The 23,663-nt window shown below is 66.5% G+C and carries 19 protein-coding genes; 6 read left to right on the forward strand and 13 right to left on the reverse strand.

From position 1 onward, the window contains the following. Window positions 1-320: 320 nt before the first annotated feature. Entirely contained in the window at window positions 321-2,390 is a 2,070-nt protein-coding gene (gene treS / locus HZR81_RS16815) for a maltose alpha-D-glucosyltransferase (RefSeq protein WP_500128769.1), read from the forward strand. A gap of 83 nt (window positions 2,391-2,473) precedes the next feature. Continuing rightward, window positions 2,474-3,091, forward strand: a complete 618-nt coding sequence (locus tag HZR81_RS16820) for an eCIS core domain-containing protein (protein WP_500128770.1) — start codon at window positions 2,474-2,476, stop codon at window positions 3,089-3,091. A 64-nt stretch (window positions 3,092-3,155) separates the two neighbouring features. Here HZR81_RS16820 and HZR81_RS16825 read toward each other — a convergent pair whose 3' ends face one another. Genes HZR81_RS16825 through HZR81_RS16835 form a run of 3 tightly spaced genes read right to left on the reverse strand, consistent with a single transcriptional unit; the run spans window position 3,156 to window position 5,660 of the window. Further along, window positions 3,156-3,929 (reverse strand): MetQ/NlpA family ABC transporter substrate-binding protein, encoded by a 774-nt coding sequence (locus HZR81_RS16825; protein ID WP_110778603.1) that lies wholly within the window; start codon window positions 3,927-3,929, stop codon window positions 3,156-3,158. Window positions 3,930-3,987: 58 nt separating this feature from the next. Continuing rightward, complete coding sequence (locus HZR81_RS16830) at window positions 3,988-4,653, reverse strand: methionine ABC transporter permease (RefSeq protein ID WP_063540288.1); 666 nt, start codon at window positions 4,651-4,653, stop codon at window positions 3,988-3,990. Further along, a complete protein-coding gene (locus HZR81_RS16835; protein WP_500128771.1) occupies window positions 4,653-5,660 on the reverse strand; it encodes a methionine ABC transporter ATP-binding protein in 1,008 nt (335 codons plus the stop codon). Before HZR81_RS16835 ends, HZR81_RS16830 begins: the two co-directional genes overlap by 1 nt. 266 nt (window positions 5,661-5,926) lie before the next feature. Between HZR81_RS16835 and katE the strand changes: the two genes are divergently transcribed. Both katE and HZR81_RS16845 read left to right on the forward strand, forming a co-directional pair. Beyond that, window positions 5,927-8,062, forward strand: coding sequence for a catalase HPII (katE, locus tag HZR81_RS16840; protein ID WP_500128772.1), 2,136 nt, complete (start codon window positions 5,927-5,929; stop codon window positions 8,060-8,062). A gap of 202 nt (window positions 8,063-8,264) precedes the next feature. Next, window positions 8,265-9,752, forward strand: coding sequence for a DASS family sodium-coupled anion symporter (locus tag HZR81_RS16845; RefSeq protein ID WP_125897956.1), 1,488 nt, complete (start codon window positions 8,265-8,267; stop codon window positions 9,750-9,752). Window positions 9,753-9,794: 42 nt separating this feature from the next. Here HZR81_RS16845 and HZR81_RS16850 read toward each other — a convergent pair whose 3' ends face one another. The 4 genes from HZR81_RS16850 to zur are packed head-to-tail and all read right to left on the reverse strand — an operon-like array spanning window position 9,795 to window position 12,361. Beyond that, window positions 9,795-10,307, reverse strand: coding sequence for a M48 family metallopeptidase (locus HZR81_RS16850; protein WP_101276617.1), 513 nt, complete (start codon window positions 10,305-10,307; stop codon window positions 9,795-9,797). A 4-nt stretch (window positions 10,308-10,311) separates the two neighbouring features. Continuing rightward, on the reverse strand, window positions 10,312-11,097 hold the full coding sequence (znuB, locus tag HZR81_RS16855; protein ID WP_500128773.1) for a zinc ABC transporter permease subunit ZnuB: 786 nt from the start codon (window positions 11,095-11,097) through the stop codon (window positions 10,312-10,314). An 8-nt stretch (window positions 11,098-11,105) separates the two neighbouring features. After that, window positions 11,106-11,879, reverse strand: a complete 774-nt coding sequence (gene znuC / locus HZR81_RS16860; RefSeq protein WP_253751333.1) for a zinc ABC transporter ATP-binding protein ZnuC — start codon at window positions 11,877-11,879, stop codon at window positions 11,106-11,108. Continuing rightward, window positions 11,876-12,361: a zinc uptake transcriptional repressor Zur gene (gene zur, locus HZR81_RS16865; RefSeq protein ID WP_063540294.1), complete on the reverse strand. Its 486-nt coding sequence runs from the start codon at window positions 12,359-12,361 to the stop codon at window positions 11,876-11,878. Before zur ends, znuC begins: the two co-directional genes overlap by 4 nt. A gap of 64 nt (window positions 12,362-12,425) precedes the next feature. Between zur and znuA the strand changes: the two genes are divergently transcribed. Next, on the forward strand, window positions 12,426-13,481 hold the full coding sequence (znuA, locus tag HZR81_RS16870; RefSeq protein WP_500128774.1) for a zinc ABC transporter substrate-binding protein ZnuA: 1,056 nt from the start codon (window positions 12,426-12,428) through the stop codon (window positions 13,479-13,481). Between the two features lie 132 nt (window positions 13,482-13,613). Here znuA and aptA read toward each other — a convergent pair whose 3' ends face one another. Then, window positions 13,614-14,939 carry an omega-aminotransferase AptA gene (gene aptA, locus HZR81_RS16875; RefSeq protein WP_500128775.1) on the reverse strand — a complete coding sequence of 442 codons (1,326 nt, stop codon included), beginning with the start codon at window positions 14,937-14,939 and terminating at the stop codon, window positions 13,614-13,616. A gap of 188 nt (window positions 14,940-15,127) precedes the next feature. On the opposite strand from aptA, the gene HZR81_RS16880 reads away from it, so the two are divergent. After that, entirely contained in the window at window positions 15,128-16,621 is a 1,494-nt protein-coding gene (locus HZR81_RS16880; RefSeq protein WP_500128776.1) for an aldehyde dehydrogenase, read from the forward strand. Between the two features lie 101 nt (window positions 16,622-16,722). On the opposite strand, the gene HZR81_RS16885 is transcribed toward HZR81_RS16880, so the two are convergent. Genes HZR81_RS16885 through HZR81_RS16905 form a run of 5 tightly spaced genes read right to left on the reverse strand, consistent with a single transcriptional unit; the run spans window position 16,723 to window position 23,632 of the window. Continuing rightward, complete coding sequence (locus tag HZR81_RS16885; protein WP_500128777.1) at window positions 16,723-18,126, reverse strand: glycosyltransferase family 2 protein; 1,404 nt, start codon at window positions 18,124-18,126, stop codon at window positions 16,723-16,725. Beyond that, window positions 18,123-19,247 carry a HEAT repeat domain-containing protein gene (locus HZR81_RS16890; RefSeq protein WP_500128778.1) on the reverse strand — a complete coding sequence of 375 codons (1,125 nt, stop codon included), beginning with the start codon at window positions 19,245-19,247 and terminating at the stop codon, window positions 18,123-18,125. Before HZR81_RS16890 ends, HZR81_RS16885 begins: the two co-directional genes overlap by 4 nt. Further along, window positions 19,237-20,373, reverse strand: coding sequence for a YaiO family outer membrane beta-barrel protein (locus HZR81_RS16895; protein WP_500128779.1), 1,137 nt, complete (start codon window positions 20,371-20,373; stop codon window positions 19,237-19,239). The genes HZR81_RS16890 and HZR81_RS16895 overlap by 11 nt, the downstream gene beginning before the upstream one ends. Continuing rightward, complete coding sequence (locus tag HZR81_RS16900; protein ID WP_156245654.1) at window positions 20,370-20,759, reverse strand: response regulator transcription factor; 390 nt, start codon at window positions 20,757-20,759, stop codon at window positions 20,370-20,372. Before HZR81_RS16900 ends, HZR81_RS16895 begins: the two co-directional genes overlap by 4 nt. Continuing rightward, window positions 20,756-23,632 carry an ATP-binding protein gene (locus HZR81_RS16905; RefSeq protein WP_500128780.1) on the reverse strand — a complete coding sequence of 959 codons (2,877 nt, stop codon included), beginning with the start codon at window positions 23,630-23,632 and terminating at the stop codon, window positions 20,756-20,758. The genes HZR81_RS16900 and HZR81_RS16905 overlap by 4 nt, the downstream gene beginning before the upstream one ends. Window positions 23,633-23,663: the final 31 nt, after the last annotated feature.

Consider the following 23,663-nt stretch of genomic DNA (forward strand, 5'->3'; position numbering starts at 1 on the left):
GCGCAACTCGTTTTTGCTGAGAGTCGTTCCTGTCATGAACGCCATCGCACCCGCGCCTGATCGGATCGCCGATGACGACGCCGTCGTTCCCCGCCTGGTCTGCCCTGCTGGTCTTCGGCGCCGGCATGCTGGTAATTGCCTTCAGCGGCGTGCTGCTGGGCTGGCGGCGCTTGCGTGTTCGGCCACGGCGCGTCAGGTCTCGGGTCGCGCGGGATGCCCGGCCGTCCCGAACAACCCCGGCAGATGATCCTATGCAACGATGACGGTGCAGCTGACTCAAACGACTACATTTCCCTTAGCAGAGTGGGAACCGACGTCGAATGAGCACCCCAGACGATAGCTATATCCAATGGCTGGTGGACCAGTCCATGTTGCATGCGGCCCGCGAGCGGTCGCGTCATTACGCCGGCCAGGCGCGTCTCTGGCAGCGGCCTTATGCCCAGGCCCGCCCGCGCGATGCCAGCGCCATCGCCTCGGTGTGGTTCACCGCCTATCCGGCGGCCATCATCACCCCGGAAGGCGGCACGGTACTCGAGGCCCTCGGCGACGACCGCCTTTGGAGTGCGCTCTCCGAACTCGGCGTGCAGGGCATCCACAACGGGCCGATGAAGCGTTCCGGTGGCCTGCGCGGACGCGAGTTCACCCCGACCATCGACGGCAACTTCGACCGCATCAGCTTCGATATCGACCCGAGCCTGGGGACCGAGGAGCAGATGCTGCAGCTCAGCCGGGTGGCCGCGGCGCACAACGCCATCGTCATCGACGACATCGTGCCGGCACACACCGGCAAGGGTGCCGACTTTCGCCTCGCGGAAATGGCCTATGGCGACTACCCCGGGCTGTACCACATGGTGGAAATCCGCGAGGAGGACTGGGAGCTGCTGCCCGAGGTGCCGGCCGGGCGTGATTCGGTCAACCTGCTGCCGCCGGTGGTCGACCGGCTCAAGGAAAAGCACTACATCGTCGGCCAGCTGCAGCGAGTGATCTTCTTCGAGCCGGGCATCAAGGACACCGACTGGAGCGTCACCGGCGAGGTCACCGGGGTCGACGGCAAGGTGCGCCGCTGGGTCTATCTGCATTATTTCAAGGAGGGCCAGCCGTCGCTGAACTGGCTCGACCCGACCTTCGCCGCGCAGCAGCTGATCATTGGCGATGCGCTGCATGCGATCGACGTCGCCGGCGCCCGGGTGCTGCGCCTGGACGCCAACGGTTTCCTCGGCGTGGAACGGCGCGCCGAGGGCACTGCCTGGTCGGAGGGCCATCCGCTGTCCGTCACCGGCAACCAGCTGCTCGCCGGGGCGATCCGCAAGGCCGGCGGCTTCAGCTTCCAGGAGCTGAACCTGACCATCGATGACATCGCCGCCATGTCCCACGGCGGGGCCGATCTGTCCTACGACTTCATCACCCGCCCGGCCTATCACCACGCGTTGCTCACCGGCGATACCGAGTTCCTGCGCATGATGCTGCGCGAGGTGCACGCCTTCGGCATCGACCCGGCGTCGCTGATCCATGCGCTGCAGAACCATGACGAGCTGACGCTGGAGCTGGTCCACTTCTGGACGCTGCACGCCTACGACCATTACCACTACAAGGGCCAGACCCTGCCCGGCGGCCACCTGCGCGAACATATCCGCGAGGAAATGTACGAGCGGCTGACCGGCGAACACGCGCCGTACAACCTCAAGTTCGTCACCAACGGGGTGTCCTGCACCACCGCCAGCGTGATCGCCGCGGCGCTTAACATCCGTGATCTGGACGCCATCGGCCCGGCCGAGGTGGAGCAGATCCAGCGTCTGCACATTCTGCTGGTGATGTTCAATGCCATGCAGCCCGGCGTGTTCGCCCTCTCCGGCTGGGATCTGGTCGGCGCCCTGCCGCTGGCGCCCGAGCAGGTCGAACACCTGATGGGCGACGGCGATACCCGCTGGATCAATCGCGGCGGCTATGACCTCGCCGATCTGGCGCCGGAGGCGTCGGTCTCCGCCGAAGGCCTGCCCAAGGCCCGTTCGCTGTACGGCAGCCTGGCCGAGCAGCTGCAGCGCCCTGGGTCCTTCGCCTGCCAGCTCAAGCGCATCCTCAGCGTGCGCCAGGCCTACGATATCGCCGCCAGCAAGCAGATCCTGATTCCCGATGTGCAGGCGCCAGGACTCCTGGTGATGATTCACGAGCTGCCTGCCGGCAGGGGCGTACAGCTCACCGCGCTGAACTTCGGCGCCGAGCCGATCAGCGAGACCATCTGCTTGCCCGGCGTGGCGCCCGGCGCGGTGGTGGACATCATCCATGAGAGCGTGGAGGGTGACCTCAGCGACGATTGCGAGTTGCAGATCAATCTCGATCCGTACGAGGGCCTCGCCCTGCGTGTGGTGAGCGCCGCGCCGCCGGTGATCTGAGCGCCCTCTTCGCGTGCCCCGGCCGCACGGCTATAGTGCGCAGCGCCTGGGGCGCGCATCGCCCTCGCCGTCGAGACCATCCCGTGTCGTTCACTTCGCTTTTCCGCCTTGCGCTGCTGCCGCTGGCGCTGCTTGCCGCACCCGTCTGGGCACAGACCGCCTGCCCGCCCGGGCAGCAGCCAATCTGCCTGAGCGGCGCCTGCCTCTGCATGCCCGCCGCCGCCAGCGATCCTCAGGCCGTCTACGACCGGGTGCAGCGCATGGCCACGCTGGGTCTGCAGAGCTGGATCCAGCAGTCGCGCGACCGCCTGGTGGCCGGTGGTGTCGAGCCGATACCGCTGCACATCCGCTCGCAGCTCGAGCCGTATTTCGATCTTGCCGTGCTGGAGAGTGCGCATTTTCGCGTCGGCGATGAGGTGGTGCTGAATGCCGGCAACACCCTGCTGCGCAACCCGGACGTCAATGCCGTGACCCTGATCGACGTCATCGTCTTCCGCCACGAGGAAGATGCCCGGGACAACGTCGCGCTCTGGGCCCATGAGCTCAAGCACGTCGAGCAATATCTGGACTGGGGCGTCGCCGAATTCGCCCGGCGCTATACGCAGGATTTCCGTGCCGTGGAGCGCCCGGCCTATGCGCTGGAGCGTGAGGTGGAAGAGGCCTTGCGCGAGGCGGGAGCGCGGCGCTCACCCCAGCAATAACATCCGTCCGGAAATGAAAAACCCCGCCGAGGCGGGGTTTCTGACGCAGCTTGCGCGGTCAGGTTCAGAACGCCGGGACCACGGCGCCCTTGTACTTTTCCTCGATGAACTGGCGCACTTGTTCGCTGTGCAGCGCGGCAGCCAGTTTCTGCATGGCGTCGCTGTCCTTGTTGTCCGGACGGGCGACCAGGATGTTCACGTACGGCGAATCGCTGCCTTCGATGACCAGGGCGTCCTGGGTCGGATTCAGCTTGGCTTCCAGCGCGTAGTTGGTGTTGATCAGCGCCAGGTCGACCTGGGTCAGCACGCGCGGCAGGGTCGCGGCTTCCAGTTCGCGGATCTTGATGTTCTTCGGGTTCTCGGCGATGTCCTTCGGCGTGGCGGTGATGCCGGCGCCGTCTTTCAGCGTGATCACGCCGGCCTTGGCCAGCAGCAGCAGGGCGCGGCCGCCGTTGGTGGCGTCGTTGGGGATGACTACGGTGGCGCCGTTGGCCAGCTCGTCCAGCGACTTGACCTTGCTCGAGTAGGCGCCGAAGGGCTCGATGTGCACGCCAGCGACGCTGACCAGATTGGTGCCCTTGCCCTTGTTGAACTCATCCAGATACGGCTGGTGCTGGAAGAAGTTGGCGTCCAGACGTTTCTCGGCGACCTGGATGTTTGGCTGCACGTAGTCGGTGAAGACCTTCACGTTCAGTTCGACGCCCTGCTCGGCCAGCTGCGGCTTGACGAATTCCAGCAGCTCGGCGTGCGGCACGGCGGTGGCGGCGACGGTCAGGGTTTCGGCGGCCTGTGCGGAAAATGCGGCGACGGTGGCCAGGGCGGCAATCAGTTTCTTCATCGTTCGGTTCCTTCAGGAGTTGAGCGGGGTGCGAAGGTTCGCTCGCCCTGGTTGCGGTTCATTTGCGCGAAAAGTGGGTGACCAGCCTGTCGCCGACGCTTTGCAGCACCTGCACCAGTACCAGCAGCAGGACCACGGTGACCACCATCACGTCGGTCTGGAAACGCTGGTAGCCGAAGCGGATGGCCAGATCGCCGAGGCCGCCGGCACCCACCACACCGGCCATCGCGGTGTAGGACACCAGGGTGATGGCCGTGACGGTAATGGCGGCGATGATGCCCGGACGCGCTTCCGGCAGCAATGCGCTGAAGATGATCTGCCGCGTCGTCGCGCCCATCGCCTGGGTCGCCTCGATGATGCCGCGGTCCACTTCGCGCAGCGCGGTCTCCACCAGCCGCGCGAAGAACGGCGCGGCACCTACCACCAGCGGCGGGATGGCTCCGGCCACGCCCAGCGAGGTGCCAGTGATCAGCACGGTGAAGGGAATCATCACGATCAGCAGAATGATGAACGGCAGCGAGCGCAGCACGTTGACCACGAACGACAGCGCGGCGTACAGCGGGCCGTTCTCGAACAGCTGGCGCGGACCGCTGAGAAACAGCAGCACGCCCAGCGGCAGGCCGAGCAGAATGGTGAACAGCAGCGAGCCGCCGAGCATCAGCAGGGTGTCCAGCGTGGCCAGCCAGATTTCGTACCAATCTACGTTGGTGAACAGAGCATCCATCAGCGCAGTACCTCCACGTGCACGTCGGCCGCCTGCAGGCGGCTCATCGCCGCGCTCATGTCACCGCCGATCAGCGCCAGGGTGAGCTGGCCGTAGGGGGTGTCCTTGATGCGGTCGATGCGCCCGGACAGGATGCTGTAGTCGACCCCGGTTTCACGGGCGACGGTGCCCAGCAGCGGCTTGTAGGTGGCGTCGCCCTGGAAGGTCAGGCGCAGGATGCGGCCCGGCACATGGGCGAAATCGTCGTGCAACTCGCCTTCGTCCATCGCCTCGTCTTCCAGCACGAAGCGCTGGGTGGTCGGGTGCTTCGGGTGCAGGAACACCTCAGTGACCGGCCCCTGTTCGACGATGGCACCGGCATCCATCACCGCCACGCGGTCGCAGACGCGGCGGATCACGTCCATCTCGTGGGTGATCAGCACGATGGTCAGCTTCAGCTCGCGGTTGATCTCGGCCAGCAGTTGCAGCACCGAGGCAGTGGTCTGCGGGTCCAGCGCGCTGGTGGCCTCGTCGCAGAGCAGGATGCTCGGCTCGGTGGCCAGCGCGCGGGCGATGCCGACGCGCTGCTTCTGGCCGCCGGAGAGCTGTGCCGGGTACTTGCGTGCATGGTCCTTGAGCCCGACGCGTTCGAGCAGGCTGGCGACGCGGGCGTCGATCTCGCTGCGCGAGCGGATGCCGGCCAGGCGCAGCGGCATGGCGACGTTGTCGGCCACCGTCTTGGACATCAGCAGGTTGAAGTGCTGAAAGATCATCCCGACGCGCTGGCGGAAGCGCCGTAGGCCGTCGGCATCCACCGCGGTGACGTCCTCGCCATTGACCAGGATGCGTCCGCCGGAGGGCTCCTCGAGGCGGTTGATCAGGCGCAGCAGCGTGCTCTTGCCGGCGCCGGAATGGCCGATCAGACCGAACACTTCACCGGAGGCGATTTCCAGCTGCGTCGGTTGCAGCGCGGGAATATCGCGGCCGGCGGTCCGATAGGTTTTATGGACTTGATGGAATTCGATCACGGGCGAACCTTGTGGGTGCGACGTTTGTTGCCGGGATGATCGGCGAAAGCCCGGCATTCTACCCGTTTGCCGGCGACGTCGCTCGCCTGCGCCGCTGCGATTGAGCAAATCCATGGCGCTGATAGGCAAAGCAAATCGTCGCAGGCGGCAACCTTGCGCCGATCAATGGGGTCACTAACCCGGTACGCCGTGAATCGATCACGTATCAGGTCCAGATCATGGCCCGATCGTTCGCGGTTCAGCTCACCCGCTAACCGAGGCCCATCATGACGCACAAGACTCCCAAACAGAGCGAGCTCGCCGGCACCGATACCGTCGACCGCGCCAACCACAACGCCAAGCTCGATCAGCTGGAAGCGTTTCGCAGCGACGCCTCTGGCGAGGCGCTGCGCACCAATCAGGGCGTGAAGATCGCCGACAACCAGAACACACTCAAGGCCGGCGGCCGTGGGCCCTCGCTGCTCGAAGACTTCATCATGCGCGAGAAGCTCACCCACTTCGACCACGAGCGCATTCCCGAGCGCATCGTGCACGCGCGCGGTGCCGCGGCGCACGGCGTGTTCCAGAGCTACGCCGACCACAGCTGGCTGACCAAGGCCTCTTTTCTCGCTGCCGAAGGCAAGGAGACGCCGGTATTCGTGCGCTTCTCCACCGTGCAGGGCTCGCGCGGCTCGGCGGACACCGTGCGCGACGTGCGCGGCTTCGCCACCAAGTTCTACACCGACGAGGGCAACTTCGACCTGGTCGGCAACAACATGCCGGTGTTCTTCATCCAGGACGCCATCAAGTTTCCGGACTTCGTCCACGCTGTGAAACCCGAGCCGCACAACGAGATCCCGCAGGCGCAATCGGCCCACGATACCTTCTGGGATTTCGTCTCGCTGACGCCTGAGTCCGCACACATGGTGCTCTGGACCATGTCCGACCGCGCCCTGCCGCGCAGCTATCGGGCGATGGAAGGCTTCGGCGTGCACACCTTCCGCCTGATCAATGCCGAGGGCGTCAGCCGCTTCGTCAAGTTTCACTGGAAGCCGGTGGCCGGCGCCTTCTCGCTGGTCTGGGACGAGACGCTGAAGATCGCCGGCAAGGATCCGGACTTCAACCGCCGCGACATGTGGGAGTCCATCGAGATGGGCGACTACTTCGAGTGGGAGCTGGGCGTGCAGGTGGTGGAAGAGGCTGACGAGCACAAGTTCGACTTCGACCTGCTCGACCCGACCAAGATCATCCCCGAGGAGCTGGTGCCGGTGCAGAAGCTCGGCAAGATGACCCTCAACCGTAATCCGGACAACTTCTTCGCCGAGACCGAGCAGGCCGCCTTCCACATCGGCCACATCGTGCCGGGCATCGACTTCACCAACGACCCGCTGCTGCAGGGCCGGCTGTTCTCCTACACCGACACCCAGCTGCTGCGTCTCGGTGGGCCGAACTTCCACGAGATCCCGATCAACCGCCCGCTGTGCCCGTTTCACAACAACCAGCGCGATGCCTTCCATCGCCAGACGATCAACAAGGGCCGCGCCAACTACGAGCCCAACTCGATCGACAGCGGCTGGCCCAAGGAAACCCCGCCGGCGGCCCAGGGCGGTGGCTTCGAGAGCTATCCCGAGCGGGTCGAGGGGCACAAGATCCGCAACCGCAGCGAATCCTTCGGCGACCACTTCTCCCAGGCCACGCTGTTCTGGAACAGCATGAGCGAGCCGGAGAAGGAGCACATCATCGGCGCCTACACCTTCGAGCTGGGCAAGGTGGAGCGGGTGTTCATCCGCGAGCGGCAGGTCAACGAAATCCTCGCCAACATCGACCTGGAGCTGGCCCGCCGCGTTGCCGAGAACCTCGGCCTGCCGGTCCCGAGCGCGCCGACCGTGACGCCGAAGACGCCAACCCCGCAGAGTTCGCCGGCGCTGAGCCTGATGAATCACGTACCGGGCAATATCAAGTCGCGCAAGGTGGCGATCCTGGTGGCCAACGGCGTCGATGGTGCGGCGATCGATACATTCAAGGCCAAGCTGGCCGAGCAGGGCGCGCTAGCCAAGGTCATCGGCCCGTCGCCGGCCCCGGTGAAAACCGCGGACGGCCAGATGCTGGCGGTCGATGCCGCGATGGACGGCATGCCGTCGGTGATGTTCGACGCGGTGTTCGTCCCCGGCGGTGCCGATGCGGCGGCGGCCATGGCCAAGTCCGGCGAGGCCAAGCACTACGTGCTGGAGGCCTACAAACACCTGAAACCCATCGTCATGCTCGGCGCCGCGCGGCCGCTGCTGGCATCGCTCGGCCTGCAACCCGACAGCGGCCTGCTGGAAGGTGACGATGTGGACGGTGTGTTCGGCAACTTCGCCCAGGCGCTTGGCCAGCATCGGGTCTGGGCGCGCGAGGCCGCGGCGGAGGCAATTCCCGCCTGAGGTTTGCGCAAGGTTCGGCGCGGGCGCCAGCCCGCTCGAAACGTGCTGCGAACCATCGACCACAGAGCGCCGGCGCATGCCGGCGTTCTGCTTTTTTTTACTTGGTTAACTCGCCGCAAAGGCCCGCAATAGACACAGGTCATGGTCTCGCTGATCTGGCTTGCCCATGCTGAAGGCGTCTGTCAGCGGATGGAGCCATACCATGAGCGATACCCCTAACGTAGCCCTTCGCCAGGGTCTGCTTGGCATCCCGATCGGTCTGTTGGTGGCCGTACTGGCGCTGATTGGCGTGCTGCTGATGCCACTGCCTGCCGACCTGCCCGTGGCCGGCCAGCGAGTGCTGGCGATCCTGGTGTTCGCGGTGGTGGTGTGGATCACCGAAGCGGTGTCCTATGAGGTCAGCGCGATCATGATCACCGCGCTGCTGGCGTTCCTCATCGGTACTGCGCCTACGCTGGAAAACCCCGAGGTCGTCTACGGCACCTCAAAGGCGATCGGCATGGGGCTTTCCGGCTTCGCCAATCCGGCATTGGCGCTGGTAGCCGGAGCCCTGTTCATCGCTGCGGCGATGACCCTGACCGGGCTCGACCGACGCATTGCGCTGATGACCCTATCCAGGGTCGGCACCAGTTCGCGGCATATCCTCGGCGGCACACTGGTGGTCATCGTCCTGCTCAGCCTGGTGGTACCCAGCGCCACGGCGCGCGCCGCCTGCGTGGTGCCGATCATGCTTGGCATCATCACCGCATTCGGGATCGACAAGCGTTCGAACTTCGCCGCCGGCATGATGATCATCGTCGCCCAGGGCACCAGCATCTGGAACATCGGCATCCAGACCGCAGCGGCGCAGAACCTGCTGCTGGTGGGCTTCATGGACAAGCTGCTGGGTGAACGAGTCAGCTGGATCGACTGGCTCATCGCCGGCGCGCCCTGGGCCGTGCTGATGTCCTTCGTCCTGCTGTTCATTGTGCTCAAGCTGCTGCCGCCGGAAACCGAGCGGATAGCCGGTGGCAAGGAAGCCGTGGCACGCTCGCTCGCCGAACTTGGGCCGATGACGTCGGCGCAGAAGCGCCTGCTCGCCGTGTCCATCGGGTTGCTGCTGTGCTGGGCCACCGAGGGCAAGCTGCACAGTTTCGACACCACCAGCACCACCTATGCCGGCCTGGTGATCCTGATGCTGCCGCGCATCGGCGTAATGAACTGGAAGGAGGTTCAGGCGCGGGTGCCCTGGGGCACGGTGATCGTCTTCGGTGTTGGTATCAGCCTCGGCACGGTATTGCTCACGACTCAGGCCGGACAGTGGCTCGGCGCGCAGGTGGTCGCTCACACCGGGCTTGGCGTGGTGGGGCCGCTGGGCATCTTCGCCATTCTCGGCGCCTTCCTCATCGTGATCCATCTGGGCTTTGCCAGTGCCACAGCGCTGACATCGGCGATGCTGCCGATCCTGATCTCGGTGTTGCTCAGCCTGCCAGGGGATTTCAGCCGGCTGGGGATGACCATGCTGCTCGGCTTTGTCGTCAGCTATGGCTTCATCCTGCCGATCAACGCGCCGCAGAACATGGTTTGCCTGGGCACCGAGACCTTCAGCGCCCGGCAATTCGCCAAGGTCGGCGTGCTGGTAACGCTGATCGGCTATCTGAGCATGTTGCTGTTCGCGATGACCTGGTGGCGCTGGCTGGGTTGGATCTGAGCAGCCCTACCATTTGGATCGACGCCTGGCAGCACTGATGCGCTAGGCGTTCTTGCCCGGTAGCGCCTCCAGCTCGCGCCAGTGCAGGAACAGGCGCAGATCGAACTCGATCTGCCCGTAGCCGGGCAGCATGTGTTCGCACAGCTTGTAGAAGGCACGGTTGTGCTCGCTCTCACGCAGATGGGCGAGTTCGTGCACCACGATCATCTGCAGGAATTCCGGCGCCGCCTCGCGAAACAGTGCGGCGACGCGGATCTCCTTCTTCGCCTTGAGCTTGCCGCCCTGCACCCGTGACACCGCGGTATGCAGGCCCAGCGCGCGATGGGTCAGGTCCAGGCGATTGTCATAGAGCACCTTGTCGATCGGCGGCGCGCTTTTCAGATAGTCCTGCTTGAGCTTCTGCACGTAGCCGTACAGCGCCTTGTCACTCTGCACTTCGTGCCGTGCCGGGTAACGACGCTGCAGATAGTCACCCAGGCGCTCTTCGGCGATCAGCTGGCGAACCTGCGCCAGCAGCGGCTCCGGGTAACCGCGCAGGTACTTCAGATCAGTCATGGCCTCAGGCCCTGCGAGGCCAGGCGAAGCTGAGCAGGAACAGCGCGGCGGCGCTGACCACGATGGACGGCCCGGCCGGGGTGTCCTCGAACCAGGACAGCGTCAGCCCCAGGCACACCGCGACGATACCCAGCACGCTGGCGCCAAGGGCCATCTGCTCCGGTGTGCGCGCGTGGCGTTGGGCCGCGGCGGCGGGAATGATCAGCAGCGAGGTGATCAGCAGCACGCCGACGATCTTCATCGCCACGGCGATCACCACGGCGATCAGCAGCATCAGCGCCAGGCGGATGCCGGCCACCGGCAGCCCTTCGACCTTGGCCAGCTCCTCGTGCACGGTGATCGCCAGCAGCGGACGCCACAGCGGGACCAGCATCAGCAGCACCAGGGCGCTGCCGCCGATGATCCAGGCCAGATCGCTCGGCCCCACGGCGAGCAGGTCGCCGAACAGATAGCCCATCAGGTCGATGCGCACGTCATCCATGAAGCTCAGCGACACCAGGCCGAGCGACAGCGTGCTGTGCGCGAGGATGCCGAGCAGGGTGTCGGAGGCCAGTGGCTGGCGCTGCTGCAGAGTCACCAGCAGTAGGGCGAGCAGCACGCAGCCGACGGTCACCGCCAGCGTCAGGTTGACGTCGAGCATCAGCCCGAGGGCGACGCCGAACAGCGCGGCGTGGGACAGGGTGTCGCCGAAATAGGCCATGCGCCGCCAGACGACGAAGGAGCCGAGCGGGCCGGCGACCAGCGCCAGGGCCAGGCCGGCGAGCAGGGCGTTGAGAAGGAAATCGGGCATTGCGCGGGCTATCCGTGTTTACAGTTCGGGCCGTGGACGTGGGGTTTGCCGGTCACCACGCTGCCGTGCAGGTCGTGGCTGTGGTCGTGCTGGTGGTGGTAGATCGCCAGGCTGCGCGCGTCCTGACCGAACAGCTCGACGAAGGCCGGGTCGCTGCTGACCTGCTCCGGGTGCCCCGAGCAGCAGACGTGGCGGTTGAGGCAGACCACCTGATCGGTGGCGCTCATCACCAGGTGCAGGTCGTGGGAGACCATCAGCACGCCGCAGCCGTAGCGGTCGCGCAACACACCGATCAACCGGTACAGCTCGGCCTGGCCGGCGACGTCGACGCCCTGCACCGGTTCGTCGAGCACCAGCAGCTCCGGCTCGCGCAGCAGGGCGCGGGCGAGCAGCACACGCTGCATTTCGCCGCCGGAAATCTTCTGCAGCGGGCTGTCGATCACATGCTCGGCACCGACTTCACCCAGCGCTGCGAGGGCGCGGGCGCGGTCGACGCCGGGGACCAGGCGCAGAAAGCGCAGCACCGACAAGGGCAGGGTGGGGTCGACGTGCAGCTTCTGCGGCATGTAGCCAACGCGCAGCTTCGGCTTGCGCCAGACCTGGCCGCGATCGGGTTTCAGCAGTCCGAGTACGGCGCGCACCAGGGTGGTCTTGCCGGCGCCGTTGGGGCCGATCAGGGTGACGATCTCGCCGCGATGCACCTGCAGTTGTGCGCCTTCCAGCACGTTCTGGTTGGCGAAGCGCACGTGGATGTCATCCAGCCGCAGCAGTACTTCACTCATGCGGCGTTCCGGCAGTTCGAGCAGAGCCCGACGACTTCCACGGTCTGACCTTCGACGGTGAAGCCGACACTACTGGCGGCGCTGTCGATGGCCTCGGCGATGGCCGGACGCTCCAGTTCGATGGCGGTGTGGCAGAGACGGCAGATGAGGAACTGGCCCTGGTGCGGATGCTCCGGATGATTGCAGCCAACGAAGGCATTGAGCGATGCGATGCGATGGACCAGGCCGTTCTCCAAGAGGAAGTCCAGCGCGCGGTAAACGGTGGGTGGTGCGGCGCGTCGGCCGTCCTGCTCGCTCAGCACGGCAAGAATGTCGTAGGCGCCGAGCGGCTTGTGGCTCTGCCAGACCAGCTCCAGCACGCGCTTGCGCAGCGCGGTCAGGCGCACGCCCTGGCGCGCGCAGAGGCTGTCGGCTTCGGCCAGCGCGTGGCTGACGCAGTGGTCGTGGTCATGGGGCGTGCAGGCCAGCGGGGTCTTGGACATGGGCGGCGACGTGTTGGGGGAGAGACGTTATTATGTACCAATTCAACCCTTTCGAGTGATGCCCGTGAATCGTCTTTTCTCCCTTCCGTTGCTGGCGGCGCTGCTCGCTGGCGTTGCGTCCGCCCAGGCCGAAGTGCGCGTTCTGACCAGCATCAAGCCCTTGCAGCTGATTGCCGCGGCGGTGCAGGACGGCGTCGGCCAGCCCGATGTGCTGCTGCCGGCCAGCGCCTCGGCGCACCACTATTCGCTGCGCCCGTCCGACGTGCGGCGTCTGCGCGATGCCGAGCTGTTCTACTGGATCGGTCCGGATCTGGAGAGCTTCCTGCCGCGCGCGCTGAGCGCTCGTGAAGGGACGACGGTGGCCGTGCAGGACCTGCCGAAGCTGACCCTGCGGCGCTTCGGCGATGCGCACACACATGCCGAGGACGATCATCACGATCACGACCACGATGACGCGCATGACGGGCATGAGCACGACCACGCCGCCCATGCCGACGAGCACGATCACGACGGCCATGACCATGGTGATCACGGGAATGAAGCGGCCGCACATGGCGAGACCGCCCATGCCGACGAGCATGACCACAACCATCGGCCGGGCACGCTCGATGCGCACCTGTGGCTGCTGCCGGCCAACGCCCTGATCATCGCAGAGCGCATGGCCGCTGACCTGGCCGCCGCCGACCCGGCCAACGCACAGCGTTACCAGGCCAACTCGGCGGCCTTCGCCCAGCGCATCGAGGCGCTCGACGCCCGCCTCAAGCAGCGCTTCAGCAAGGTGCAGAACAAGCCGTTCTTCGTTTTCCACGAGGCCTATGACTACTTCGAGGCGGCCTACGGTCTGCGCCATGCCGGCGTGTTCAGTGCCGGTGGCGAGTCGCAACCCGGCGCGCGGCATGTGGCGGCGATGCGCGAGCGGCTGCAGCAGGCCGGTCCGAGCTGCGTGTTCAGCGAACCGCCGGCGCGTCCGCGCCTGGTCGAGACGCTGACCGCCGGCTTGCCGGTGAAGATGGCGGAACTGGACGTGCTGGGCGTCGGCCTGGCGACCGATGCGCAGGGTTACGAGAAGCTGCTGGAAGATCTCGGTGACACCCTGGCCGACTGCCTGGAATCGCTCTGAGACCGCGCCCAATGGCATTGGTGGGCTGAAGCCCACCCTACCGAACGCCACCGCCGCCCCTGTAGGGTGGGCTTCAGCCCACCGGTTTTCCCTGCAAATACGGCGAGAATGGCTCGTCAGGTCGGATAAGCCTCAGCCGGCCTTGCGAATGCCGTCGACGAGCAACTCCATCATCTGGTCGATCTCGGCCTTCTCGACGATCAACGCCGGCGACAGCGCAATGGTGTCGCCGCTGGCGCGTACCAGCAGGCCCTTCTCGAAACACTCGCGGAACACTTCGTAACCGCGCTTGCCGACGCCATCGGCATGGGCGGCGAACTGGATACCGGCGACCAGTCCGACGGTGCGGATGTCGATCACGTTGGGCAGGTCGCGCAGGCTGAACAGTGCTTCCTGCCAGTAGGGCTCCAGGTCGATGGCCTTCTGGAACAGGTTCTCCTGCTGATAGATCTGCTGGGTCGCCAGTGCCGCCGCGCAGGCCACCGGATGCCCTGAGTAGGTGTAGCCGTGGAAGAACTCGATGACGCTCTCCGGTCCCTTCATGAACGCATCGAACAGGTGGTCGGCGACCAGCACCGCACCCATGGGAATCGCGCCGTTGGTCAGTCCCTTGGCGCAGGTGAGGATGTCCGGCGTCACGCCCCAGCGCTGGGCGGCGAAGGCTTCGCCGACACGGCCGAAGCCGGTGATGACCTCATCGAAGATCAGCAGGATGCCGTGCTTGGCGGTGATCTCGCGCAGACGCTGCAGATAGCCCACCGGCGGCAGGATGACCCCGGCCGAGCCGGACATCGGCTCGACGATCACCGCGGCGATGTTCTCCGCGCCATGCAGCACCACCAGCCGCTCCAGTTCATCGGCGCGCTCCACGCCATGCTGCGGCAGGCCCTTGCTGAAGGCGTTGCGCTGTAGATCGAGAGTGTGCGGCAGGTGATCGACGCCCGGCAGCATCGGGCCGAAGGCGCGGCGGTTGTTGGCCATGCCGCCGACCGACATGCCGCCGAAACCTACGCCGTGATAGGCCAGCTCGCGGCCAATCAGCCGCGTGCGCGAGCCCTGACCGATGGCGCGCTGATAGGCCAGGGCGATCTTCAGCGCGGTATCCGCCGACTCCGATCCGGAGTTGGTGAAGAACACCCGGTTCAGCCCTTCGGGGCTGATGGCGGCGAGCTTCTCCGCCAGCTCGAAGGGCAGCGGATGGCCCATCTGGAAGGTCGGGGCGAAATCCATCCTGGCGATCTGCTTGCTCACCGCCTCGCTGATCTCGCGTCGGCCATGGCCGGCATTGCAGCACCAGAGCCCGGCGGTGCCGTCGAGCACCTGGCGGCCGTCGCTCGCCGTGTAGTACATGCCTTCGGCACTCTCCAGCAGGCGCGGGGTGGCCTTGAACTGGCGGTTGGCGGTGAAGGGCATCCAGAAGTGATCAGGCGAGGCGTTGGGATGGAAATCCTGTGACATGGGGCTGGCTCCGGCGACGAGCGACTATGCTGCGACGGCGCCGCAGCGTTTTGCTCGAGTCTATGTTTAATAAAACGAACAAAACAAGGCGATTGACCGGCCGTTCGTAAAAAATATTGATAGGGTCCGCGCCGCTGGTTTAGGGTGCCTTTTCCATAGCCCGAAAGACCTGAGAGAGAGGAAGCACCATGCCCAGCCTGACCTTCGCCGATTGGCAACAGCGTGCCCGTGACCTGCGTATCGAAGGTCGCGCTTTCATTCAGGGCGAATACACCGAGGCGCAGGCTGGCGACCGTTTCGACTGCATCAGCCCGGTGGACGGGCGGGTGCTGGCCCAGGTCGCCAGCTGCGACCAGGCCGACGCCGAGCGCGCGGTGACCAGTGCCCGTGCCGCATTCGATGCCGGCAGCTGGGCGCGCCTGGCACCGGCCAAGCGCAAGGCGGTGCTGATTCGCTTCGCCGATCTGCTGGAAGCCAACCGCGAAGAACTGGCCCTGCTGGAAACCCTCGACATGGGCAAGCCGATCGGCGACTCGCTGACGGTGGACATCCCAGGCGCCGCGCGGGCGCTGCGCTGGAGCGGCGAGGCGATAGACAAGATCTACGACGAGGTGGCGGCAACGCCCCACGACCAGCTGGGCCTGGTCACCCGCGAGCCGGTCGGCGTGGTGGCGGCCATCGTGCCGTGGAATTTCCCGCTGATGATGGCCTGCTGGAAGCTCGGCCCGGCACTGGCCACCGGCAACTCGGTGGTGCTCAAGCCGTCCGAGAAGTCGCCGCTGACCGCCATCCGCATCGCCCAGCTGGCGATCGACGCCGGCATTCCGGCCGGCGTGCTCAATGTCCTGCCAGGCTACGGCCACACCGTCGGCAAGGCGCTGGCGCTGCACATGGACGTCGACACGCTGGTCTTTACCGGCTCCACGCGGGTGGCCAAGCAGCTGATGATCTACGCCGGCGAGTCGAACATGAAGCGCGTCTGGCTGGAGGCGGGCGGCAAGAGCCCGAACATCGTCTTCGCCGATGCGCCCGACCTGCAGGCGGCTGCCCAGGCGGCGGCTGGTGCGATCGCCTTCAATCAGGGCGAGGTCTGCACTGCCGGTTCGCGGCTGCTGGTGGAGCGATCGATCAAGGAGCGCTTCCTGCCCATGGTGGTGGAGGCGCTCAAGGGCTGGAAGCCGGGCAATCCGCTGGACCCGGCGACCAACGTTGGCGCCCTGGTGGACAGCCAACAGCTCAACACCGTGCTCGGCTACATCGACGCCGGGCGCCAGGCCGGCGCGCAGGTGCTGATCGGCGGTCAGCGTACGCTGGAGGAAACCGGCGGGCTGTACGTCGAGCCGACCATCTTCGATGGCGTCAGCAACGCGATGAAGATTGCCCAGGAGGAAATCTTTGGCCCGGTGCTCTCGGTCATCACCTTCGACAGCGCCGAGGAAGCGATCGCGATCGCCAACGACACCCCCTACGGCCTCGCTGCCGCGGTGTGGACCGCCGACCTGTCCAAGGCGCACCGCACCGCCCGGGCGCTGCGCGCCGGTAGCGTGTGGGTCAACCAGTACGATGGCGGCGACATGACCGCGCCGTTCGGCGGCTTCAAGCAGTCCGGCAACGGCCGCGACAAGTCGCTGCATGCCTTCGACAAGTACACCGAGCTCAAGGCGACCTGGATTCAGCTCTGACGACATCCGTAGGGTGGATGTCGCCTTTTACATCCACCTTGTTGCACAGCCATGGTGGATCGATGAAGCGTGATCCACCCTACGGTTTTTTGAGCGTTCAGCTAGCTTTGCCCCCACTGCCCGCTGCGGCGCATCACCCCCCACTGGTGCTTGCGTCGCGAGAACCATTGCCAGAGGCCGCGGCAGCGCCAGACGGTATTCAGCTGGCGGTAGCCGAAGTTCTCCAGCACGGCCATCAGAAACAGCTGCAGCATGTCGCGCCGACGGCTGTAGACGCGGAACGACATGGTTTCCAGCAGCAGGCCGTTGACCGACAGCAGGATGCCCATGCCGATCGCCACCAGCAGGAAGGCCGCCAGCGCCGCGTAGGACACCGCACCGAAGGCGAAGCCGGCGAGCATGAAGCCGTAGCCGACCAGCTCGATCAGCGGGCCGATCCATTCGAACAGCGCCATGAACGGCCAGGCCAGCCAGCCCGGCGTGCCGCCACGCAGGCTGAAGGCCAGCCGCGCATGCCGGCTCAGGCTTTCGGCCAGGCCGCGTTGCCAGCGGCTGCGCTGGCGGCCCAGAGTGCCGAGGTCTTCCGGGCATTCGGTCCAGCAGATCGGGTCCGGCAGGTAACGGATGCGGTAGGGGATGCGCTTCTCGCGGTGATAACGGTGCAGCCGCACCACCAGCTCCATGTCCTCGCCAACGGTATCGGTGCGATAGCCGCCGACCGCCATCACCCGCTCGCGATCGAACAGGCCGAAGGCGCCGGAGATGATCAGCACGGCATTGAGCGGCGACCAGCCGAGGCGGCCGAAGAGAAAGGCGCGCAGGTACTCGACGATCTGGAAGCGCGCCAGCCAGTTGCCTGGCAGCCCGGCCTGGATCAGAAAGCCGCCGCGTACCTGCGAGCCATTGGCGATGCGCACCGTGCCGCCCGCGGCAATGGTGCGCTCGTCTTCGAGGAACGGCTGGACCACGCGCAGCAGGCTGTCGCGCTGCAGGATGGAGTCGGCGTCGACGCCACAGAACAGGCCATAGCGCGCGGCATTGATACCGGCATTCAACGCATCGGCCTTGCCGCCGTTGGCCTTGTCGACCACGCGCAGGTTGGCGTAGCGGCGCGAGCGGTAGATGGCCTGCACCGGTTGGTGGGCGACGGCCTGGCGCAACGGCTCGGGGTGCGGCACCAGGTCGAATTCCTCGATCAGCACGGCCAGGGTGCGGTCCTTCGAACCGTCGTTGATCACCACGATCTCGAATTCGGGGTACTGCAGCTGCAGCATCGAGCGCACCGAGGTGCGGATCGTCGCCTCTTCGTTGAAGGCCGGCATGAGCACCGACACCGGCGGTTCGACGCCGAGATAAGGCGCCAGCTCGCCGGTTTCTGCGCGCTGGCGGATGTAACCCATCAGGCTGCCCATCGACAGCAGGTTGAGCAGCAGGTACATGCCGTTGAGCAGCAGGAAATAGAGGATGAAGGCGACCTGCAGCCACCACAGCCAGTCGACCGTCACCGGCGCACCTCCGCGATGGCCCGGCGCAGGGCGTCCCTGCCGTAGCGGTCGTGCACCTGCTCGAGCAGCTGCTGCAGCGCGTCCGGGGATGCGCCGGGCAACGTCGCCAGGCTATCGGCGGCGGCCTGGCGCACCCACCAGCTGCGGTCGGCGAGCAGCGGCAGGAACAGCTCGCTGTCTTCCCGGCGTGCCTGCTTGTGCAGCGCCAGCAGGGCGGCCAGGCGCACGCCCTCCTGTTCGTGGCCGAGGGCGCGCAGCAGGCGTGGGCGGTCGCGTGGGTCGCCAAGCTCGCTGAGGCAGCGCAGCGCCACCTGCAGCTGCTCGACAGGCGCCCCCTGGTCCAGCCGTGCCCGCGCCCAGGGCGCGGCATGGCGCGGGTCGCCATGCACCAGCAGGCCGACCAGTCGCTCGCGGCGCGGGTCTGGCGAGCTGGACAGCACGATCAGTAGCGGCGTGGTCACTGCCTGCTCACCGGCCTGCTGGCACAGGCTGACCAGGCGCGGCAACGCCCAGTCGGGGCGTTCCACCGCCGCCGGCAGGATCAGCTGCATGGCCTTTGCCGGGTCCATGGCCACCAGCGTCTGCGCGGCGGCCAGGGCGACGATGGCGTTGCGGCTGAGCAATAGCGGCTGCACCGCGTCCCAATGGGTGGGGTCGGCCAGATGGCGCAGGCAGGTGAGGCCGATCAGCTTGCTGCGCACCCGCCCCCGTAACAGGAGCAGCGCCTGACGATCCATACCCAGCGCGACCAGCGCGCGGTTCATGCGCTCGCGCGCGGCGCCACGCAGCTGCAGCTGGGTACGGTTCCACTGCAGCAGGAACCAGAGCTGATGCCGTCGTGGCAGCGGCGCATGGCTGGCTGGCAGTTCATCGCTGAGGCTGCAGAGGGCGAAGTAGGGCCGCCACTGTTCGTTGAACTGCTGCCGGCGCACGGCGCGCCGGCGCGACAGCTCGCCGAGCAGCAGCACCTGCAGCAGCACCAGCAGCGTCAACGCCCCGAGGCCGAAGGCGCAGTACAGCGCCAGCTGCAACATGCGGTCTTCCGGCCAGACGTGCAGCCAGAGCCGAGCGGGCGCCTCGCACAGCCAGGGCGGGCAGCCGGCCAGCAGGTCAGAACGCATGGCGCAGGCCGATCTGCAGCCACTGTCGGTCGTAGTAGCTGCCCTGCTGGTGATAGCCGACTTCCCAGCTCAGCGCCCAGCGGCTGTCGAACCAGTGACGGCCCTGCAGGCTGATGGCGCGCACGTCGCTGGTGATCAGCTGCTGCTCTTCCACCGCTTCTTCCTCGCCCACGGTCAAGCGCAGGCCGGCGTAGCTCAGCCCCCGGTAGTAGTAGTCCAGCGCCAGGTCGTGGCCGATCGGCGTGCCGGCGTTGGCCACGTCGGTCACGTTCAGGGTGTAGCCGGCGCGCCAGGCGTTCCAGTAACGCTCGGCGCTCAGCGCAAGGCGGTCGACGCGGGTGGTCTCGTACTCGGTGCGGCGAACGCTGACGGCACCGAGGTAGCCGTCCGGCAGCCGCCGCTGCAGGCGCAGATCGGCATGCCACTCGGGCAGGAAATAGGGTGAAGGCTGATAGCCGACCTCTGGCTGCAGCGTCCAGTTGTCGTCGAGCGGAATCACCGCACCGGCTTCGACGCCCTCGTCCCACTCGCCGAAGCGCTGCTCGCGGGTGAGCGCACCATACCAGCCAAGGCTCTCCGGCTTCGTCGAGGCGTAGTCCAGGCGCTGGCTGCGCCAGTTGTCGAAGCCGCTATCGAGCCAGTCCTGACGCGCCGAGATCTCCAGCTCGTGACGGCGCCTGGTCGCGGCGTCGACCACCGGCACGGGCGCCGCCGCGGTGCTGGGCACGGTCAGCGCGGCGCGGGCCTGCTGGATCACCTGCTGTACTTCGACATAGTCCGGCGCGAGTGTCGCGGCACGCTCCAGCGCGACCAGGGCGCGTTGCGGATGACCGGCCCAGAGCAGCGCCTGACCCTCGCCGAGCAGGTAGTCGGCATTGTCCGGCTGCTGGCGCAGCAATCGCCGATAGATCGGCAAGGCCTGTTCCGGCCGGCCCTGCCAGCTCAACACGCGGGCCAGCAGGAACTTTGCTTCGGCGTCATCCGGGCGCTGCGCCAGGTGCGCGCGCAGGGTCGCTTCGGCCGCGTCCAGTCGCTGCGCCTGGACCTGCCGCTCGGCGGTGGCGACATCCGCCAGCGCCGCTCCGCAAGGCAGCGCCAGGGCAAGCAGCATGACCGCTCGCTTCATCGGCGGCCCCTCAGCAGGCGACGGATACGCGCCAGCAGTTCCTCCGGCTGGAAGGGCTTGGTCACGTAGTCGTCGGCGCCCAGTTCCAAAGCGCGAACGATGTCCACCTCGCGCGCCTTGGCAGTCAGCATCAGCACCGGCACGCTGTCCCAGCCGGGTTGCGCCCGCAGCCGTTCGATCAGCTCGAGGCCGTCGTGATAGGGCAGCATGATGTCCATCAGAGTCAGGTCCGGCGGCTCGGCCTGGGCGAAGTGCTCCAGGGCCTGGCGGCCGTCGGCGGCATGCTCGACGACGAAGCCGTGGCGTTCGAGCATGTAACGGATGAGGAAGGCGATGTCTTCTTCGTCTTCCACCATGAGGATGCGCTGGCTGGCGGATTCGCTCATGCATGAACCTCGTCAGAATGTGTGTGGCCCGGTGGCCAGTGCTGCAACAGGTGCTGGATCAGCCTGGCCAGTTCGTCGCCGTCGTGACGAGATTTCACCAGCTGGCGCAGCGCCAAACGGCTGTCCTGGATCGGGGTGTCGAGTGCGGAAAAGATGATCACGGGGGGCGGCGGAACGCTCGATGCCAGTTGATCGAACAGTTCGGTGCCCTCGCCATCCGGCAGCATCAGGTCTATCACCGCGAGATCGAACGGCTGCGCTGCGATCAGCTGGCGGGCCTCATGCAGGGTAGCCGCTCCGACCAGCTCGACGTCCAGCATGGCGATCTGTCGAGCGAGCAGCACGCGCAGATCGTCGTCATCCTCCACGTGCAGGATGCGCGGCTTCGACCCGCCGAGCTGCAGGCAGGCGTGGATCACTTCCATGACCCGCGACGGGTCGATCGGCTTGTGCAGCCAGTCGATCACGCCCACCGCGCCGCCGCGCAGCAAGCCGTCATCCTCGTCCCGACGCTGCGGCTGCAGGCTGACGATGAGCACTGGCAGATTGCGGTAGTGGTGCTGGCTGCGCAGGCTCTGCAGGAAGGCCACGCTGTTCTCGTCGTGCAGCGCCGGGCTGAGGGTCAGCGCCTGCACTCGGTGTCGATCGAGCAGCTCGCGTGCTTCGGCGGCAGCGTGTGCGATCAGCGTGGCATAGCCGTGCTGGTGCAGCGCCTCGGCCAGCTGCTCGGCGGCATGGCTGTCGGGTTCGAGGATCAGGATCGGCGTGGCCTGCTCCGCTGGCGACGCCGCGCCGACTGGCTGGACCGGGGTCTGTGGCCGAGCCGCCTGTTCGTTGCTCTCCAGCGGCAGTTGCAGCCAGAAGCGGCTGCCCTGACCGGGTTGTGAGTCGAAGCCGATCTGCCCGTGCATCTGCTGCACCAGCGAGCGGGTGATGGCCAGCCCCAGCCCGGTACCGCCGCGTTGGCGGGCGTCGGAGGAGTCGGCCTGGGCGAAACGCTCGAAGATGCGCGAGCGAAAGGCTTCCGGAATGCCGGGCCCGCGATCCTGCACACCAATCTCCAGCATTTCGCCGCTGTGGCGCAGCTCCACCGTCACGCAGCCGCCGGCTGGCGAGTGCTTGATCGCATTGGACAGCAGGTTGGCCATCACCTGGGCGAAGCGGTCGGGGTCCAGGGTCGCCTCGCTGGTCGGCAGCTCTGGATCATCCAGAAATTCCAGGCTGACGCCGTAATCCTGGCCGTATGGCGTGATGTCCGACAGCGCCTGCTGCACCAGCGCGCGCACGTCGTGGCGAGCGAAGTTGAAGGCCAGGCGGCCGGCTTCGAGCTTTTCGATGTCGAGAATGTCGTTGATCAGGCGCACCAGCCGTTCGCTGTTCTTGTGCGCGATGCCGAGCAGCGGGCGGGCGTCGTCGCCGATATGTCCGGCAATGCCTCCGATCAGCATACCGAGGGCGCCGCGGATGGCGGTCAGCGGCGTGCGCAGCTCGTGGCTGACGGTGGAGATGAATTCGGTCTTCATCTGCTCCATGCGTCGGCGCAGGGAGATGTCCACCGCCACCGTGACCACATGACAGGTACGTGTCGAGATCCGCAGCGGGCGCTTGACCACCTGGAACCAGTGCTCCGCGCCATGGGCGTCGGTCAGCGCGACCTCGGTGCTGCGCAGATCGCCGCTGCCTCCCGCCAGTTCGGCCAGCTCTTCGTCACCCAGCAGCAGCGGTTGCAGCCGCACGGCAGACGGCACCTCGTCGGGGCGGCGCTGCTCGATGTCCTGCGGGCGCACGTCCAGCAGGGCCGCGAGCGCCGAATTGCAGAGCAGGAAGCGGCCCTGGGCGTCGCGAACGAAGATCAGGTTATCGTCGGTGTCGACCACGCGGCGGAGAAAGACCTGCTGGTCGTGCAGGCTGTCGCGGTTGCGCTGCAGTTCGCTAACGTCGCGCGCGATGGCCAGATGATCGCCCAGCCCGGTGGGCATCAGACGAACCTCGAAGGTGCGCTGGGTCTGCACCTCGCACCAGGTTTTCTGGCGCAGCGCGCCTTCGTCGGTCTGATAGAGCAGCTCGATGAGCAAGGGTTCGATCGCTTCCGGCGGCGGTGCGCGGCGCGGGGTGCCTCGCGAAATGCTCGACACCTGCTGCCGCTTATCGACCGCGTAGAGATGGTCCGGGATGGCCTGCAGCAGCGCCCCGAGGCGTGCCTCGCCGGCCTGGGCGCTGCGGGCGAGCTGCTGGCGAATCTGCAGATTCCGCTGCAAGGCCCAGAAGGCCGCCAGAAACAGCCCGATCACCACCAGCGTGCCGATCAGTGCCAGTTGCTGCGCGCGCTCGGTGGTGCGTGCCACGGCTGCGCTGGCGGCGGCCAGGTGGCTGCGCTCGTGCTGCTCGACGGCGTTGAGCCGTGCGCGCAGGCGGTCCATCAGCAGGTGCCCGCCGGCCTCGCGCAGACGCTCCACGGCAGCCTGCAGCCCGGCCTCGCGGCGGGTTTGCATGTTGCCGGCGGCAACTTCGAGGCGGTCGGCGATGGTCGCATCGAGGGTCCGGAACCAGCGTCGGTCGGGATAATCACGTCCTTCGACCTGGCGCTGCAGGCTGCGTCGGTTGCCTTCCAGTTGTCTGAGGCCACGCTCGTAGGGTTCGAGATAGGTGGGGTCGCCGGTGAGGATGAAACCGCGCGAACCGGTTTCGATGTCCTGTAACGAAGAAAAGATCGCCTGGACCGAGGTGATGATTTCCAGGCTGTGGCTGACCGAGCGATTGGTCTGCAACAGCGCTTCCTGCGTGCGCTTGCCTTGCCAGCCAAGCGCGACGAGCAACAGAAACGCAGCGAGAAAGGCGATTGAATGCCAACCGATCGCGAGTCTTGCGGGCAAATCGGACTCCTTCCGCCGGGGATGACTGCAC

The organism is Pseudomonas sp. LM13 (genome assembly GCF_041381355.1).
Taxonomy (GTDB): Bacteria; Pseudomonadota; Gammaproteobacteria; order Pseudomonadales; family Pseudomonadaceae; genus Stutzerimonas; species Stutzerimonas frequens.